17 protein-coding genes are annotated in these 16207 nt (G+C 56.4%); 3 read left to right on the forward strand and 14 right to left on the reverse strand.

What is annotated here, in order from left to right; genetic code table 11:
* Positions 1-388 precede the first annotated feature (388 nt).
* The 10 genes from COA65_01255 to COA65_01300 all read right to left on the reverse strand — a co-directional run bounded on the left by COA65_01255 (position 389) and on the right by COA65_01300 (position 12783).
* Entirely contained in the window at positions 389-1348 is a 960-nt protein-coding gene (locus tag COA65_01255) for a hypothetical protein (protein ID PCJ61608.1), read from the reverse strand.
* A complete protein-coding gene (locus COA65_01260) occupies positions 1336-4476 on the reverse strand; it encodes a DEAD/DEAH box helicase (GenBank protein ID PCJ61609.1) in 3141 nt (1046 codons plus the stop codon). Before COA65_01260 ends, COA65_01255 begins: the two co-directional genes overlap by 13 nt.
* A gap of 8 nt (positions 4477-4484) precedes the next feature.
* Positions 4485-5246, reverse strand: a complete 762-nt coding sequence (locus COA65_01265; protein PCJ61610.1) for a hypothetical protein — start codon at positions 5244-5246, stop codon at positions 4485-4487.
* On the reverse strand, positions 5243-5689 hold the full coding sequence (locus COA65_01270; GenBank protein PCJ61611.1) for a hypothetical protein: 447 nt from the start codon (positions 5687-5689) through the stop codon (positions 5243-5245). The genes COA65_01265 and COA65_01270 overlap by 4 nt, the downstream gene beginning before the upstream one ends.
* A gap of 19 nt (positions 5690-5708) precedes the next feature.
* Complete coding sequence (locus tag COA65_01275; protein PCJ61612.1) at positions 5709-6278, reverse strand: hypothetical protein; 570 nt, start codon at positions 6276-6278, stop codon at positions 5709-5711.
* On the reverse strand, positions 6275-7576 hold the full coding sequence (locus COA65_01280; protein PCJ61613.1) for a restriction endonuclease subunit S: 1302 nt from the start codon (positions 7574-7576) through the stop codon (positions 6275-6277). The genes COA65_01275 and COA65_01280 overlap by 4 nt, the downstream gene beginning before the upstream one ends.
* Positions 7569-9161, reverse strand: a complete 1593-nt coding sequence (locus tag COA65_01285; GenBank protein ID PCJ61614.1) for a DNA methyltransferase — start codon at positions 9159-9161, stop codon at positions 7569-7571. The genes COA65_01280 and COA65_01285 overlap by 8 nt, the downstream gene beginning before the upstream one ends.
* A gap of 191 nt (positions 9162-9352) precedes the next feature.
* Entirely contained in the window at positions 9353-10300 is a 948-nt protein-coding gene (locus tag COA65_01290) for a hypothetical protein (GenBank protein PCJ61615.1), read from the reverse strand.
* The gene (locus COA65_01295) at positions 10297-11613 is read right to left on the reverse strand and encodes a DNA methylase N-4 (protein PCJ61764.1); all 1317 of its coding nucleotides are present in this window, start codon (positions 11611-11613) and stop codon (positions 10297-10299) included. Before COA65_01295 ends, COA65_01290 begins: the two co-directional genes overlap by 4 nt.
* Positions 11614-12507: 894 nt before the next feature.
* A complete protein-coding gene (locus COA65_01300; GenBank protein ID PCJ61616.1) occupies positions 12508-12783 on the reverse strand; it encodes a hypothetical protein in 276 nt (91 codons plus the stop codon).
* Between the two features lie 117 nt (positions 12784-12900).
* Here COA65_01300 and COA65_01305 point away from each other — a divergent pair, with 117 nt between their 5' ends.
* Positions 12901-13575 carry a phosphoglycolate phosphatase gene (locus COA65_01305; protein PCJ61617.1) on the forward strand — a complete coding sequence of 225 codons (675 nt, stop codon included), beginning with the start codon at positions 12901-12903 and terminating at the stop codon, positions 13573-13575.
* Positions 13576-13634: 59 nt separating this feature from the next.
* Here the strand turns inward: COA65_01305 and COA65_01310 are convergent, their stop codons facing one another.
* From COA65_01310 to COA65_01325, 4 genes are all read right to left on the reverse strand, one after another.
* Entirely contained in the window at positions 13635-13823 is a 189-nt protein-coding gene (locus COA65_01310; protein ID PCJ61618.1) for a hypothetical protein, read from the reverse strand.
* A 28-nt stretch (positions 13824-13851) separates the two neighbouring features.
* Positions 13852-14157 carry a hypothetical protein gene (locus tag COA65_01315; GenBank protein ID PCJ61765.1) on the reverse strand — a complete coding sequence of 102 codons (306 nt, stop codon included), beginning with the start codon at positions 14155-14157 and terminating at the stop codon, positions 13852-13854.
* A gap of 113 nt (positions 14158-14270) precedes the next feature.
* Positions 14271-14594, reverse strand: coding sequence for a hypothetical protein (locus COA65_01320; protein ID PCJ61619.1), 324 nt, complete (start codon positions 14592-14594; stop codon positions 14271-14273).
* Positions 14594-15217 carry a transcriptional regulator gene (locus COA65_01325; protein PCJ61620.1) on the reverse strand — a complete coding sequence of 208 codons (624 nt, stop codon included), beginning with the start codon at positions 15215-15217 and terminating at the stop codon, positions 14594-14596. Before COA65_01325 ends, COA65_01320 begins: the two co-directional genes overlap by 1 nt.
* Before the next feature lie 253 nt (positions 15218-15470).
* Here COA65_01325 and COA65_01330 point away from each other — a divergent pair, with 253 nt between their 5' ends.
* Positions 15471-15827 carry a hypothetical protein gene (locus tag COA65_01330; GenBank protein ID PCJ61621.1) on the forward strand — a complete coding sequence of 119 codons (357 nt, stop codon included), beginning with the start codon at positions 15471-15473 and terminating at the stop codon, positions 15825-15827.
* A gap of 123 nt (positions 15828-15950) precedes the next feature.
* Positions 15951-16199 carry a hypothetical protein gene (locus COA65_01335; protein PCJ61622.1) on the forward strand — a complete coding sequence of 83 codons (249 nt, stop codon included), beginning with the start codon at positions 15951-15953 and terminating at the stop codon, positions 16197-16199.
* Positions 16200-16207: the final 8 nt, after the last annotated feature.

Here is a 16207-nt window from a genome sequence, read left to right on the forward strand (position 1 = left end):
TCCAGTCATGCGTAGGCTTTCCCAAAGGGCAATGGAACTCCACGCCCCAACAGCCGTCAATATGGCGACTGCGGCAACATTGTTGCCTGCTTACACTAGCCACGTGCGGCCCTCCTCAACTGTTGGGGAAAGTAATATTCGTCGCCCCTTGCAAGGACGCCCCCGTAAACTTTCCCCTGATCTTTCGCGGCTGCAAGCTCGGTACGTCCGAGAACTGTCAAACGAATCGATTGTGTTAAAAACCCCCACTTAATGCATCGATTGATGATCTCAGTACAGCTTTCGCGGTTCAGCCCTGTTGCAAAGCTCAGGGCGCTTTGTTTTCTCTGTCCCTTGGCAATGAGGGCGAGAATAAGAAGGATCACCTAACCTGTCTCGCCGCGTTGGCTCAGCTTGCTGCTCTTTGCCAGCTTCTTCTGTCCGACATCAAGAAGCGTAACAAGTGAGTCACCACGTGCGATCTCAGGGGGAAAACTGATTGCTCACCCGCCAATATCGCGCGATTTTGAAACAACGGTTCCCACCGCTTTTTTCCTTTGATGGGTGCCCATAGGATCGCTGGTGCATTGTTTGGACAACCATGCTCAAACACCAAGGCAACCGATTCATGTCCATAGCCATCCCAGAAGTGGCTCCTGCTGGTACGCCGTCCATACCGCTTGCAAACATTAAGCACGGAATTCCTCAGCGCCTGTCCCCAGGGCATATTCCTGAAGGTCGGGCAACTGCGCTCGACGATGACCTCGGGCTTCGCCTTGTGTTTGCTTACGTGTTTCATTCCCCGCTCGGTGGCGGAGAAAGAAACAACGATGATCTTTAAGTACTTGAGCGAAAGCCAAGAAACAAATGTCGGGTCGTTCCAGAAAGATTCAATAAATTCATATGTTCGTTTTCCAGAACCAATAAAATCATCGACGAAAACAATGGCTCGACACTTCTTATTCCGCAGCTCCTGCAGGCTGGGGTGATTTAGCAGTTTATTTGAATCTGTTTTGGAGTAGTTCCGGATTATAGCTGCTATCCGCGCCTCGCTTCCGTGATCGCTGCCATGAACGAGCGCGTCGATATTTCCGGTCGTAGTGTTCGTATACTGTTCAAAATACGAGTTCTGTTTATCGACCTCGCGAACAGCATAAAAGGCAATTGGCAGATCGTTCTCGGAAGCCGTCTTCTCCAATGACGACTGTATGGCACGTTCGAATTCCGAATGGGAAACAAGCGTAAGGCTTGCATCAATCTTCTCAGCTATGTCTTTATCGCTTGAACCAAACTGGACCAGCCAGCTCTTGCCAAGCTCTGTGTATAGCAGCGCTCGGGCTATTCGTTTTTCCGAACTCACCCCGCCCACCTCTCCGAAAGCACCTCAGCCTGCTGCAAGACTGTCTGCACGGCGGCGTCCTGAAGGTCGGGTGGGTAGCCGTATTTGCGCAGGATGCGCTTGACCAGCACGCGCATGCGGGCGCGTGATGATTCACGATGTTCCCAGTCCACGGTGACGTTGCTTTTGAGGCTGTTCAGTAGCTCGTGGGCAATAATCCGGAGCTTGTCGTCGCCCATCACCTCGACCGCGCTCTCATTTTCGGCCAGGGCGTCATAGAAGGAGATTTCCTCCTGGCTAAGCCCTTCTTCCTCACCTCGCTGATGCGCAGCGCGAATATCCTTCGCCAGGTCGATGAGTTTCTGGATCACCTGGGCCGCCGTGATAGCATTGGTATGATAGCGTGCTATGGCGTCCTCAAGCCGCTCGGAGAAGGCCCGCGTCTGCACGACGTTGACCCGGCTGCGTGAACGTATCTCGCCATTGAGCAGCTTGCGCAGCGCCTCCATGGCGAGGTTCTTCTTCTCCATCCCCTGAATCTCGGCCAGAAACTCGTCCGAGAGGATAGAGATATCCGGGGTTTCGACCCCGGCGGCGGCAAGGATGTCGACGATTTCCGTCGAGACGACGGCGCGGCTGACGATTTGCTGAACGGCAAAATCCCGCTCAGCCGATGTCTTGCCAGTACCGGGGACGCTTTTGGCGAGCGCGGCGCGGATCGTCTGGAAGAAGCCGACCTCATCGCGGATGTCGCGGGCCTCGTCACTGGCGGCGGCAAGCGCAAACGCCTTAGAGAGAGCCAGCACGGCGTCGTTGAAACGGCGATGCGCCCGCTTCTTATCTTCGTCCGTTGTTTCCTTCGCAGCCTCGCGCTGCTGCATCTGGAGAACCCACTCAATCGCCCCGGCAAGGACGCCAAGCCGTTCTTGCGGCGATCCGGTCAGCCCGGCTCTGTAGTCGAAGCCGTGCACCATGTCGCAAACAATCTCGTGCTTCTCCAGCATGACCGCGACGGCCTCAGCCATGTCGATGCCCGCCTGCTTGCGGTCGCTCTGGGAATACTGACCGAGGGCGGCCTTCAGGTTCTGGGCAATGCCTATATAGTCCACGATCAGCCCGCCGGACTTCTTGCGAAACACGCGGTTGACGCGGGCAATCGCTTGCATGAGCCCGTGTCCGCGCATGGGCTTGTCGATGTACATGGTGTGCATGCAGGGTACGTCGAAGCCAGTCAGCCACATATCCCGGACAATCACCAGCTTGAGCAGATCGTCCGGGTCCTTGGCGCGTTTGGCAAGCAACTCGCGGCGCGCCTTCCCGCCGATATGGGGCTGCCACTCAGGCGGATCGGACGCCGCCCCTGTCATGACGATTTTGATGACGCCCTTCTCGTCGTCGTCGCTGTTCCAATCGGGACGCAGGTTGACGATCTCGTTATAGAGCGCCACGCAAATTCGGCGGCTCATACAAACGATCATCGCCTTACCGTCCATGGCCTGCACCCGGTCCTCGAAATGCCGCACGAGGTCCTGGGCGATCATGGTAAGGCGTTTCTTCGCGCCGACGACAGCCTCGATGCTCGCCCATTTGCGCTTGAGCTTCTCCTGCTCGTCAAGGGCGTCATTCTCTGCAATCTCCGCAATCTCGTCGTCGATGTGCGGTTTCTCGTCCTCGTCCAGTTCGATGCGCGCAAGACGGCTCTCGTAGTAGATCGGCACCGTTGCGCCGTCCTCGACGCCCCGGTTGATGTCATACACGTCGATGTATTCGCCAAACACGGCCGGCGTGTTCACGTCGTCCTTCTCAATCGGCGTGCCGGTAAACCCGATGAACGAGGCGTTCGGAAGAGCGTCGCGCAGATATTTGGCGAAGCCGTAAGAGATTTTTCCGGTATCGCGCGCGACCTTGGCCTTGAAGCCGTACTGGCTGCGGTGCGCCTCGTCGGTAATCACCACGACATTGCGGCGGTCGGTGAGCACCGGATAGTCTGTCTCGCCCCGCTCGGGCGAGAACTTCTGGATAGTCGTGAATATCACGCCACCGGAAGGCCGGGTAAGGACCTTTTGCAGGTCTTCCCGGCTGTCGACCTGGCTGGGCGTCTGCCGAAGCAACGCCTTGCACATAACAAACGTTCCGAATAGCTGGTCGTCCAGGTCGTTGCGGTCGGTAATAATAACCAGCGTTGGGTTGCCCATGTCCGGGTGCGCGATGATCTGCCCGGCGTAGAAAGCCATAAGCAGGCTCTTGCCGGAGCCCTGGGTGTGCCAGATCACACCAACCTTACGGTCGCCGTCCGGGCTCGACGCTTGTATCGTCCTCTCGACGGCGTGGCGTACGGCATGGAACTGGTGATACCCAGCCACGATCTTAACCAGGCCGGAGCCAGTATCCCCGAACACGGTAAAATCCCGGATGAGGTCCAGAAAGCGGGTTTTCTCGAACACGCCCTCGATGACGGTGCCAAGCTCCGGCTCGCCCTTCGGCGCAATCTCGGAGCCGTCCACAGTACGCCAGGGCATGAAGCGCTCAATGTCAGCGGTCAGAGAACCCACACGCGCCATAATCCCGTCCGAGGTAACAAGCACCGCATTGGTGCGGAAAAGGGACGGAATTTGGTCCTTGTATGTCTGGAGCTGGTTGAAGGCCCCTTCGAGGGTGGCGTTCTCATCGCCGGGATTTTTCAGTTCAATGACAGACAGGGGTAGGCCGTTGATAAACAGAACCACGTCCGGGCGGCGGTTGTTCTTGTTCTCGATGACCGTGTACTGGTTGACCGCCAGCCAGTCGTTGCGGTCGGGATCAGCGAAGTCGATCAGCCAAGCGGTATCCCCGCCGATGCTGCCGTCCTCGCGCGCCACCTCGACGGGCACGCCCTCGACCAGAAAACGGTGCAGGCGGCGGTTTTCCTCGATGAGCGATGGGGTTTCTGTCTGCTGCACCTTGCGCAGCACTTCTTCCAGCGTGTCGGGGGACAAATGCGGATTCAGGCGTTCGAGGGCGGCGCGGAACCTGTCGAACAGGATCACGTCGTCATAGCTGGTGCGCTCCGGCGCGGGGCCATCCGGGGAGATGTCGGGGCCGTGTAAAATCTCATACCCGAGTCCGCCGAACCATTCCAGCGCTGCTTCTTCAACATGACTTTCTGTGAAACGACCCATAATGCCCCCTATGCTGCCAATTTCTCGCGGATTTCTTCGCGGCGGCTCCAGAGAACGGGCATAATCTGATAATTCTTCAGCGCATCGGTAACGGTACTCGATATTGCACGCTCGTTATCATTCAGGAACGCATAAGAAACGGAGTTCTCAGGCCTGACTTCACGTGTATCGAGGCAGGCCATAATCAGGTTCTGTGCCGTGTTCCTGTTGGGATTGTTGATCGCACGGATTATCCGTTCCGGCTCAATCCGGGATTTAGGGATCACAAAATCGAACATGTGATCGAATCCGGTTTTCCCGGTGAATTTCACGCTCGGTGTAAACCGGATTTCAGAAAGATCGAGCCAGGCCGCCACGTCCTCGAAGAAAAGCGCCTCTACCGTAGGCGACGCCAGGTAAAACATGTCGTGGACGGATAGAATGCCCTGAATCAGATTATGCTTACGAAGCGCAAAGTTGTCCGCACTTGTATGAACGCACAGTTGGTGATCGCTCTCCTCAATGCCGAACCCATTGAGCACCGACTTGAGGATTGCCTGCCGCTTCGGGCTTTCGAGGGAAAAGCCCGAATGAGAAAGGTCTAAGAGTGTTTCGCCTCCATCTGTAAGGAGATAGCCGCCTTCGTGCTTTCGCGCGTAGATTTGAATGTAATCGTTATGGCGGTCCAGATATGGGGTCGTAATCTCGGCCCAGTTGTTAATGTGACGGATAGCCGTCTTGTCCCGAAGCCAGCGCCAATACCCTTCGACCAGTTTCTCTATCTCGTTCATGTGAAGAGCCCTGGTTCAAAGTGAGGTGGCCGGGTGACATTGCAGTAGCGCAGGAAATCCTGAAGCGATTGGAAAGGATCAGCGATGGAAGGGAATTGATCCGTCGGGATCGGATATGCCCAACGGTCGTTGTAACCTTCCTGGTAAAGATGGATGTGCGGACAACCAATCTCCTCATCGTCCGGGTTGCGATGAGGAGCGCCACCAAAATCAAGCCGAGCGAGAATGATTGTTGTTCGGGCACGATTCTGAAACGTCCCTTTGTTCAAGTTGATCCGGCTGCGAGTTATATCAAGGTGGAAACTCTCAGATTCATCATGCGAGACGAGCGGAACGACTATCCCACCGCCAAGGTCAGGAAGTCGCCGACGTTCCTCATCAACTCGATGCTTTTCGAGCGCCAAAAGAGCATCCGCGTCAGCCTGTGTCAGCCACATACTCATGTCACCGCCTCCGCAACTTTCACGACATTGCGGAGGCGGAGTTTGCCCGCGCTTGGTCGATTTTGTCCTTTTTCTTCCTTAAATATTGGCTAGGGTTCCAGCCACCGGGGTTTTGGGCAGGGATATTGTATACGTTTCGAAGTCTTTGCGCCAAATCCGAGGCCGCTAAGCCAAGGCGGGCATATTGATGCTGGCGTTCTTCAAAGACTTCTTCATAGTCAGGTGGAAAAGCTACCTCAGAGCAAACAAATGCAATCGAACGGTTTGCAGCTTCAGCTTCGCCTGGGAGCGTCAAGAGCACGTACATCAGTTCGCAATCAATGCTTTTCCAGTCAACATCGTCAGGATATATCAGAGGCGCTGGTAGCGAAATTTGAGGATGAAGGCAGCCTTCCTGATCTTGCTGGCCGCCATCATCTTGGACAACCTCGACACATTCATTGACATACCTATCGAGAATGCAAGCAATACGCACGGAGAGGTACCTGGCGTGCCGCGCCCGCATCCTCATGTCTGACCACGCGTCTTTTATCAAAGTGAGTAAGGCTCCGATAAAAACCCCTAAAAGACCAAAAACAGCTTCGCTCATGCCACGGCCTCCACAGCGTCTTCAGCCTCTCGGAGGCGGATTTTGCCGGACATGAGCTTTGGCAAAAGCAGGTCGCGGGTCTGGACGAGGGTGCGGCTCTCGTGAATGTTTGCGATGATCCGGTCGATCATCGGTTGCACGGTGTTCTGGAAGGCGCAGATAACAAGCTCCGGCGGTAGGCAAAGCCCATACTGGCCCATAGCCTTCCAACTCGTGCGCGGCATTTTCGTGCCCGTTGAGGCTTGGTTGGTGTAAGCAATGAATTCATCGGTTGAGATACACGCCAGCACAAAGACGGACCAGTCAGCCGTCCTGGGTGTGAGAACAACAATGTCGGTGGAACAAATACCACTTAAGGGGGCGACCCCGACCTTGTGGAAGTAAGGCCTCAGCTTGCCAAACAGAAATTCGCCCCTCTTGAAAACTGACTTGTTGCTCGTGACTTTGCCTGCACCCTCCCATTCCGTTAGAGCGATTGAGCGGCGGGGCATGTGTTCAAGGCCGATGTAAGGTGTTTCCTCGGAAACATCGGTAGGGCTGATTCCTCGCCTTGGAGATTCCGCAACGTCGGCTAGGCATCCAAGCTCCCACCCCACCGGCTTGTCGTCATCGTCGAGGGCGTCGGGAAACAGGCCCCAGATATCCGGAGCAAGGTAGGGTTCGCGGCCTTCGGCCTTGGCGCGGGTGGGGCCGAAATCGACGAACCAGTCCTTGAAGATCGCCCGCGCCATCGCCTCCAGCGTCTCATTCATCCGCCGGTTCAGCTCGATCTTATCGTCGAGGGACCCCAGAGTTTCTGCGATGTTGTGCTGCTCGGAAATCGAAGGAAGAGGAATATGAATTCTATGTATGTCACGAATAGGAAGTTGAGGTTGAGCACTTCCTGTGGTCAGGGCAGAGACTTGGTTCCTAAAGAGGCGCGACCTCAAAAATAAGTACAAGTAACGCGGAACGATTGTTGGTTGATCTGGCCGAAAAATTACCATTCCAGAGTTGATACGCACATGATCAAAAGGGATGGAATCATCATAGAAAGCTACATTTCCCACTGTACCTCGCGTTGTCAAAACACTGTCGTATCGCTTGAGCTTTCCTTTTCTTAAGAGGTTGTCGCGTTCTTCGCTAATGAACGAACATTCGGAGAACTTAAAGCCAGTAGAACTCACGTTTCCAGCATTCAAAAACAAGCAATGGCCGCTCGGAGCAAATTCCGCCTGCTTTGGGTAGTTTACCCCCCTGTCGCCATCGATGATTTCAATAGGCGCTTCTAAGAACGTCGGTTGTGCCCACTCATCCATTAGCGCTCACCACCTCTAGCTTTGCTTGGATGAGCGCGCCAAGCTCCTCGGCTTTGGAAAACTGTTCCTCCAGCGTTTCCTTTAGCTCCGCAAACCGCTCCTCAAACGGCACGCCGTCATCTTCCATATCCGCTGCGCCGACATAGCGACCTGGCGTGAGAACGTGGTTGTGAACCTTGATCTCTTCCAGAGTCGCGGATTTGCAAAAGCCGGGAATGTTCTCGTAATCGCCCGCGTCTGGTTCACCACGCCAGGCGTGATAGGTGTCGGCGATCTTGACAATATCCTCCTCTGAGAACTCTTTACGGGTACGGTCCACCAGAGCACCAAGTTTACGTGCGTCGATGAACAGCACTTCCCCGCGCCGGTCACGCCAGACTCCTTTTTGTCCTACCGCTCCGCTGCTTAAGGCCGCGCTGGGGTTCTTGTTGCGGGAGAGAAACCACAGGCAGGCGGGAATCTGAGTTGAATAGAAGAACTGCCCCGGCAGAGCGATCATGCAGTCCACCACGTCGCCCTCAACCATGGCGCGGCGGATATCGCCCTCGCCGGATTGGGTGGAGGACATGGAGCCATTGGCCAGCACCACACCAGCGATGCCGTTCGGGGCCAGGTGGTGGATGATGTGCTGAAGCCACGCATAGTTTGCGTTGCCGACCGGCGGGACGCCGAATTTCCAGCGCAAATCTTCACGCAGGCGCTCACCGCCCCAGTCGGAGATGTTGAAGGGCGGATTGGCGAGGATGTAATCGGCCTTGAGGTCCGGCAATTCGTCCTTGTGGAAGCTGCCCTCGTTGTTCCAGCGGATGTCGGCATCGATGCCGCGCACCGCGAGGTTCATCTTGGCGAGCCGCCACGTCGTGTAATTGCTCTCCTGCCCATAGATGGCAATGTCGCCGATGCGCCCACCGTGCTCTTCGACGAATTTCTCGGACTGGACGAACATGCCGCCGGAGCCACAGCACGGGTCATATGCCCGGCCTTTGTAAGGCTCCAGCATCTCGACCAGTAGCCCAACCACGGAACGTGGTGTGTAGAATTCACCCCCGCGCTTGCCTTCAGCGCCAGCAAAACCGCTGAGGAAATATTCATAGACACGGCCAAGGATGTCCTTGGAACGGTCGGCCTTCTCGCCCATGCCAATGCCGCTGATGAGGTCGATCAGCTCACCGAGCATGATCTTGTTGAGCGCGGGGCGTGCGTAGTCCTTGGGCAGAACCCCCTTGAGCGAGGCGTTGTTGCCTTCGATCGCGAGCATAGCGTCGTCGATGAGCTTGCCGATCGTCGTCTGCTTGGCATTGGCCTGAAGATGCGACCAGCGGGCGTCCTTCGGCACCCAGAAGATGTTGTCGGCGAGATATTCTTCGGGGTCCTCAGGGTCCGCGAGTTCCTCGCCGCGCAATGCGGCGCGCTTGGCCTCGAAGGCGTCGGAAATGTACTTCAGGAAGACCAGGCCAAGGGCGACGTGCTTGTAGTCGGAAGGCTCCAGATTTCCACGGAGCTTGTCTGCGGCAAGAAACAGCTGTGCTTCAAAGCCCAAATTGGCTCCATTGTTATTCTTTGAGTTTTTCTTGGCGCGCGTCATGTTGTGCCCCCGGCATTCAGCAATCTACTGGTCGAAGCTACATGAGGTTTTAGCCCCATCAAAGAGAAGGATTAATAATTACGTCACTTACCGCCCCGCGTAGACATCGAAGTGATAGCCTTTGCGTTTAAAAGACACTCCCTTTTCCGGCGGCTTCCTGCTTTGAACCATCGTTTTGCATTCCAGGCCGCTCAGCTTGGTGAGGGACGTGCACCCTTCGCAAAGTTTTTACGGAAGATACGATCCATCTCCCATTCCTCCTCGGGAGTGATATGCAACGGTCTGGGTCTCGTCGCCTGTAGCTGCGCAAACTCGGCGGCAATACGCTGCTCGCGTTTTCGTCGGGGCATGAATTGATACTCTATAAAGAGATGGAACTCAGCATTATCCAGCCAGCGATAGCGGCGAGCTAGGGATTGATTGAGGAGCTGTGCGAGGACCATATAAGTGCAGATGGCGTCATCTTTTAATTTGGCAGAGGCTTTCTCTGGGCGTTCAGAATCATGCGCGGAGCGCAGCAGGACGTGGTCGCGTAATTGCACAATATGCTTGTGAAAGTGCACCTCTTCCGGAGTCTCAGGCCCACTGACATAGGCCTCGCAAGTTACCGGATTGAGAACGATGTCCTCGGGGTGCGGCAGGAGGTCGGGAGGAGGGAGGCCCCTGCGCCGATGTCCGGCAAGCTTCTGCTCGCCCGTGCGTTTGAGAGCCTCCATCCGGGTATAGCGCGCAACTTTGTATTCAAGGTTTCGTTCCTCTTCACGTGCAACATGTTCCAGAAAATATTTCTGGGATAGTCGGTTTCCCTTGATCGCGCCCATGACAAGAGCCCGCAGGACCGCCTGTGTGGCGGGCAGCTTGATGCCCTTTCCGTTCTCACGCAGCGCAACAGAACGATAGGCCTCCTCTTCCAGGAACTTGTCGGAAAGGGCGTCGGACAGTCGTGGCGGTCGTGGTTTTGGTTTCCGCGGCCGACCGCGGGGATTGCCTGACTGGCCTTTGACGAAGCGCGTGTGTTTGGGCGGCTTACCATAGCCGACTTCGTGTTCGGCGTCCTGCAGCCGGTCCGTGGATTCCGGATTGCTGGTCTTGATGCGAGGCGCTCCCTTCCCAGGACGGCGATCGGAATTTCTGCTCATGCCACATGCTCCGTCTCCACCCAATCGCGTGTCCGTCGTTCTTCGACATCCTCGAAGCGCTCTCCCGTCGCAACGAGCGTTGCCTGCTTGCCGGTGAAAATCTCCCAACGCCGCACAATGGTGTCGCAATAGGCCGGGTCGTATTCCAGGAGCCGCGCATAACGGCCGGATTTTTCGGCGGCGATCAGCGTCGTGCCAGAGCCCCCGAAACAGTCGAGGACGACATCGCCACGTTTCGAGCAGTCCCGGATGGCGTCGGCCACGAGCGCGACCGGTTTGACCGTCGGATGCATCGCCAGCTCTGCATCCCGGTTCGCACCCATACTGCTGATGCCGGCGTAATCCCAGACATTGGTGCGATAGCGCCCGGTTTCGCCAAGACCGAAGGTATTGACGTGAGGCGCATCGCCAATCTTGAATACGAAAACCAACTCATGCTTTGAGCGATAAAAGGTCCCCATGCCGCCATTGGTCTTGTTCCAGACGCAAAGGTTTTTGAGTTCGGCGAAGACCTGTTTCCCCGCCGCCAGCAGCTCGCCCATGTGGCGCCAATCCATGCACACAAATGCGATTGCGCCGTCCCGGCAGGTCTTGGCCGCCGCCCCGAGCGTCTCCGTCAGGAAAGCAGTGAATGCCTCCTCGGACATCTCACCGGCACCCATCGCAAACTCGCGGTGGCGTACGCGACCAAGACCGCACACATGGCCGTCAATGGGTACGTTATAGGGAGGATCGGTGAAGATAACACCGACCGTCTCGCCGTCCAGGAGCGCGTCATAATCGGCAACAATGCGTGCGTCGCCGCAAAGCACCCGATGGTGGCCGCATTGCCAGACATCGCCGCGCCGACTGATCGCCGTTTCCGGAAACGGTGGCACCGAATCCGTCGGCCCATCCGGACCGGCTACGTCGCGTTCGCCGGCAGCGTCGAGCACCAAATCCACTTCAGCAAGCGAAAACCCGGTCAACTCCGCATCGAAGTCGAGGTCAATCAGAGTCTGCAACTCAATCGCGAGCAAATCCTGATCCCAGCCAGCATTCAGTGCCAGTTTATTGTCGGCGATCACATAGGCTCGGCGCTCAGCGGCTGTTAGATGTGAGAGGCGGACCGTCGGAACATGGGTCATTCCAAGGCGTTTTGCCGCCATAACCCGGCCATGGCCAGCGACGATGGTATCGTCTTCGGCAACAAGCACCGGGTTGGTGAAGCCGAATCGCGTAATGCTGTTCATGAGTTGTCGGATCTGGCGCTTGGTGTGCGTCCGTGCGTTGCCGGTATAAGGGTGGAGCGCCGAGATTGATCGTTCCTCCATGATTTGGATGGATCGTATCCGGTTCTTTTCGTGCACTGGTTTGTCATTCATTCTGACATACCTTTCGGAAACAGATGTTGCTATAATGTTCTTTTTCGGTTTGAATCGAATCTGCCTCTCTGGCATGGTTTTAAACAATAGAATTTTTCTTGTATATAAATAGCAGTAAAGCATACATATGCGCATGTCCATATAAAAGATCGATATATGGAGCTATTTTCTGAAAAAGGCATAGTTCTAGTTAAGTAGTTAGACGATATTACTTCAAGCCATCCCACAAAAACAAGATTTCATCCCACTTCATGGAAAAATATCCCGTTTGCGTCTGGGGATAAGGCTGGATTTATTGACGTCGTATTTGACGGTCGGGATCGAAAAAACGGCGTAACCGCGCTCCTGACGGGATGTGGAGCGTCGACTTCGCGCTGGGGCCAGATGGGAGAGGCGGCCAGAAAGTGGCGGAACTTAAGGGTTCTTTCGGTTCACATCCCGATCGCCCAGGATTGGATCGGCCTGGCTGATCTGTCTTCCCGTCGTTGTTTTGCAGGTTCCTTCGTCCGGTAGGACCATTCCTTGATCCGCCGCTCGAAGGTCCCTGTTTTGTGGCGTAAATTCCCTGTTCTATCGCGTAGGGAATTCGGCTGAATAAGCTGCAATATCAGCAAGTTGTGGGGGATTTAAGGGGCGCACCCGGGCGAATTTTTTAAAAAATTCCCTGTTTTAGACAGATACAGGGAAATCGGCGGAGACGGGTTCGCACAAGACTGCGCACTCCGCCAGCAAGTCTTGTTCTCCGCGTGATTTTCAGAGGATGCCCAGGCCGTCGGCGCAAATGGCGGCGTTCCGCGGGCCTTTGCGCCGAGGCGCGTTTTAAACCGGACCGGGAGAACAGAGTCACTTCGTGAGATCCACTTTGGTGCGGAACTTTTCTCCACCGCGCCATTCCGCAGTCCGGTTTGGCGAGCCGGGTAGTGATGATGTGCATCCGTTATCCGCTGTGGCTGCGGTAGGTAAGAGGGTGCGATGTCGAAGTTCAGGAACATAAAAACCCTGCAAAAGTTCGCCGCCGCCCATATCTTGATCCACGATCATTTCAATCACAACCGCCACCTCAACCATCGAGACATTTTCAAGCAGAACCGCTCGGCTGCCCTCGCCGAATGGCGTCAATTGGCGGCCTGAAAGCGAGGTTGCCGGGTATTTATGAGGCTTATTTTATTAGACTGACAGCATCGTCCTCTCTGTTGGTGTGTTGACTCGCAATCTGCTAGTCGTATTGTCTCGTCTATGCGTTTCCGGCGTACCACCATCCTCTTCGATGTAGACGGCACACTGATCGACAGCGCCGCTGACTTGCAGGCTGCCTTCAACAAATTGCTGACGGCGGTGGCGCATGACCCGATTACGCGTGAGGAGATGATGCCCCTTTTGAAGGGACATGCATCCGATCTCGTTTCAGGGGCCTTTGCGTTGCGCGGGGAGACGCTTTCTAAGGATGCTCTCGAAAAAAAAGTCAAACTATTCCGTCAATATTATGAATACCCTGAGACGCAATTGACGGCGCCCTATGCAGGCGTGATGGAAACATTGACGGCCCTGCGGGAAGCGGGCTTGCGCCTTGTTGTCTGTTCGAACAAGCCGAAAGCCTCTGCTGTCCGCACGCTCACCATGACAGGGCTGGATGACTATTTTGAATTCGTAGCCGGCGGCGATAGCTTCGGCGGCACGAAGAAGCCCGAGGCCGAACATGTGTTGAAAACGCTGGAGGCGGTAGGAGCGGCGCCAGAAGAGAGCGTCCTTGTTGGGGACACGGACGTTGATATCGAAGGCGCGCGCAACGCGGGCATCCCGCACGTGTTCTGCAGTTACGGGTATTCCACGCTGCCCCTTGACGAACTCGGCGTCGAGGTCGTGATCCATGAATTCAGCGAACTGCTCGACGTGCTTCGCACGCTAGACTAGGGCTGGCATTTAAGAGTGACGATGGCCTGCCTCCGTATGATCCGATGCGCCAGCAGTAACTAAGCCGCCAATTTTGGCTTGGTGAGCACCATGCGGTAGCAATCGAGACTGCGTGACAGGAATTCGTAGGCCGCACCCCAAAGATACAGACGAAATTTGTGATATTCAAACTCGCCGAACTCGCGGATGACGGCGTCATTTGGCGGCCTGAAAGCGAGGTTTTCTGCCATTTTGGAGACTGGCTCCATTAGACTGACAGCACCTCCCACCGGTCATTCAAGCTTTTTCGCCAGGGATCCTGCTCGCAGCGCAGAACGCGATCGCAGCGTTGAGTTCCTGCGCGTGGAAAGCCCTGGCCTCGGGGCCGGCGGGATCGCCGGCGAACCGCCCAAGGCGCCGGGCAAAGTCGAAGAAGCCCGGCGCCGGCAAGCCGCCGCGCGACCGGCTTATGACGATGGCCGCAAGGTAGGGACGATCCGCCTCTGCGTCTTCCTCCATCAGTTGCTCCAGCGCCAGCGCCACCTGATGAATGGTATTCGGGGGCGTTAGCTGCAGCGCTTTCGCCGCCGCCTGATAGGTGATCGGGAGGCGCTGCCTGGCGACCGCTTGAAGATGCGCTCGAAGCCGGCGGGCGAGCGTTCCAGACGTGTTGTCCTCAACGGTCGACGTCGCGGCGTGACCCCAAGCTCTGGCAGTCATGACGCGGGCCCGACGAAATCGGGCAGACTTGGATGATCGGTGTTCGCCAGCGGTGCTTTGGCGGTGGGGGCAATGCGCTCGACCAATGTACCGTCGGCCTCGACCACCACGGTCCAGGCTCGCGTGTGATACCCGAAAGTGAGACGCGTCCGGCCGGCGTCCTCGTTGACGCCTGTCTTGGCGACGCTGTACACGATGCCCTTGCGCATCTCCGCATTGAACGCCTCGGCCGAGATGTTGAGCCTGGGCGCAAGCACCTCGACATTGATCGAGATCTCCCCATCGACGATCGTGATGACTGACGGTGGCAAAGACCTCATTATATTGCCGCTCCGCTGCTCGGGCGCTTGATGGCCGAGGCCTTCCTCAGTCCGAAGTTGATGCAGAGCTCGCCGAGTTCCCCCAGTTCCAGCGGTTTGCCCACGAAACCGCAGGCATAAGGGGCCTGCCTCTCCAGACAGCAGCCTTCACCTCGCAGATGCTCACAGGACATGCATGTGCCGAAAGGACGTTTTCCGCTCTCTAGTGCCACTTGGCCGAGCATGCGTTGAAGAACGTTGGAAAAATGGCCGCGGACACCGGGGGACAGGGCGTCCGCGGCTCCGACCAGGGCTTCCAGGGGGTCGTTGGCAAGAACGGCCCTGGTCTTATCGGTGAGGTCTAGTCGGATGCTGCGTCCATCGGCTTTGGATCGGGTCTGTGTCAGATAGTCCTGTGCAACCAGGTTCTTGATCGTCTGCGAGGCCGTGCCCCGGGTCGTGCAATGGTACGCTGCGAAGGCCGACGGCGTTCGCGAGAAGCGGTTGGCCCGCGCGAACCACCTAAGCACGGCCCACTGCGTCGGCGTTAGTCCCTCCACAAGTCCTTCGCCGGCCGCGATACGCCCGAGACGTACGAGCAGTTCGGCGATGACGCGACTGCCTATTTTCGGCTCCATCATCACGCAATAATAGTAGCGTTTCAAAACTATCTTGACAAGCAGATAGAGTGTCTCTGCGGGGTGCCGAACGTCGCTGCCTAGCCAGCGGACACCCAGCCACGAGGGTTGGAGGCCCTAAATCTCACAAAACCGGGCGGTACGGAGGAAAACACCTTTTGAAGGCGCCGCGGCCTATCCAGAATTCACGCGTGTTGCCGGTTCTTGGCCGTTTCAGGTCGAAGACCATTGAATCCCAATTCCAGGTTCCCACTTGATAATGCGTAAACACTTCATCCAACTGCCGACAAGAGGGTACGCGGTGTCTGAGTTCCAAACCGTCACGAATACGACGGACCTAGCACTTGGAGACATGAAACTGGTCGATCTGGACGGTGAAGAAATCGTCATCGCCAACGTTGACGGCGAGTACTTCGCCTTCAACAACACCTGTCCGCACGCCGGCGGCGGGTTGGTGGATGGTGAGTTCGAAGGCGATATCGTCACCTGCCCCTGGCACTTCACGCGGTTCAACGTCCGAACCGGCGAGGCCCAGGAAGGCTGTATCACCGACGATCCCGTCTCTATTTACGAGGTCCGCCTGGAGGGCAACGACATTCAGATCAGGGAAGTCTAAATGGCAAGGCAATAGACCTACTGCGAAACTCGATGTTAGCGAAAATTTCTCCCATAACAGCAATCTGCTGAGATTGTCCTTTGACCGAGATCGGAATCATCGAGAACGCATTGGCTGGATACGATGGCGCATGACGATTATGCGAAGTTCAAGAACGACCGGGGAATCCCGGAGATTCGAATCGGCGTCAAAGAGTTTAAGTGCGCCGGTGCTTCGGCACCTCTGGACCACCCGCATATCTATCTTGATATGGGGGTGGCGGACACGATCCTCTGCCCCTATTGCGCGACCTTGTTCCGCTACGATCCCCGGCTCGGTCAACTTGAGGCCGATCCGCCAGACAGTCTCTTTATTGACGACCTAAGAAAATGAGGGGAAAA

The sequence above is a fragment of the Rhodospirillaceae bacterium genome, assembly GCA_002746255.1.
Classification (GTDB): domain Bacteria; phylum Pseudomonadota; class Alphaproteobacteria.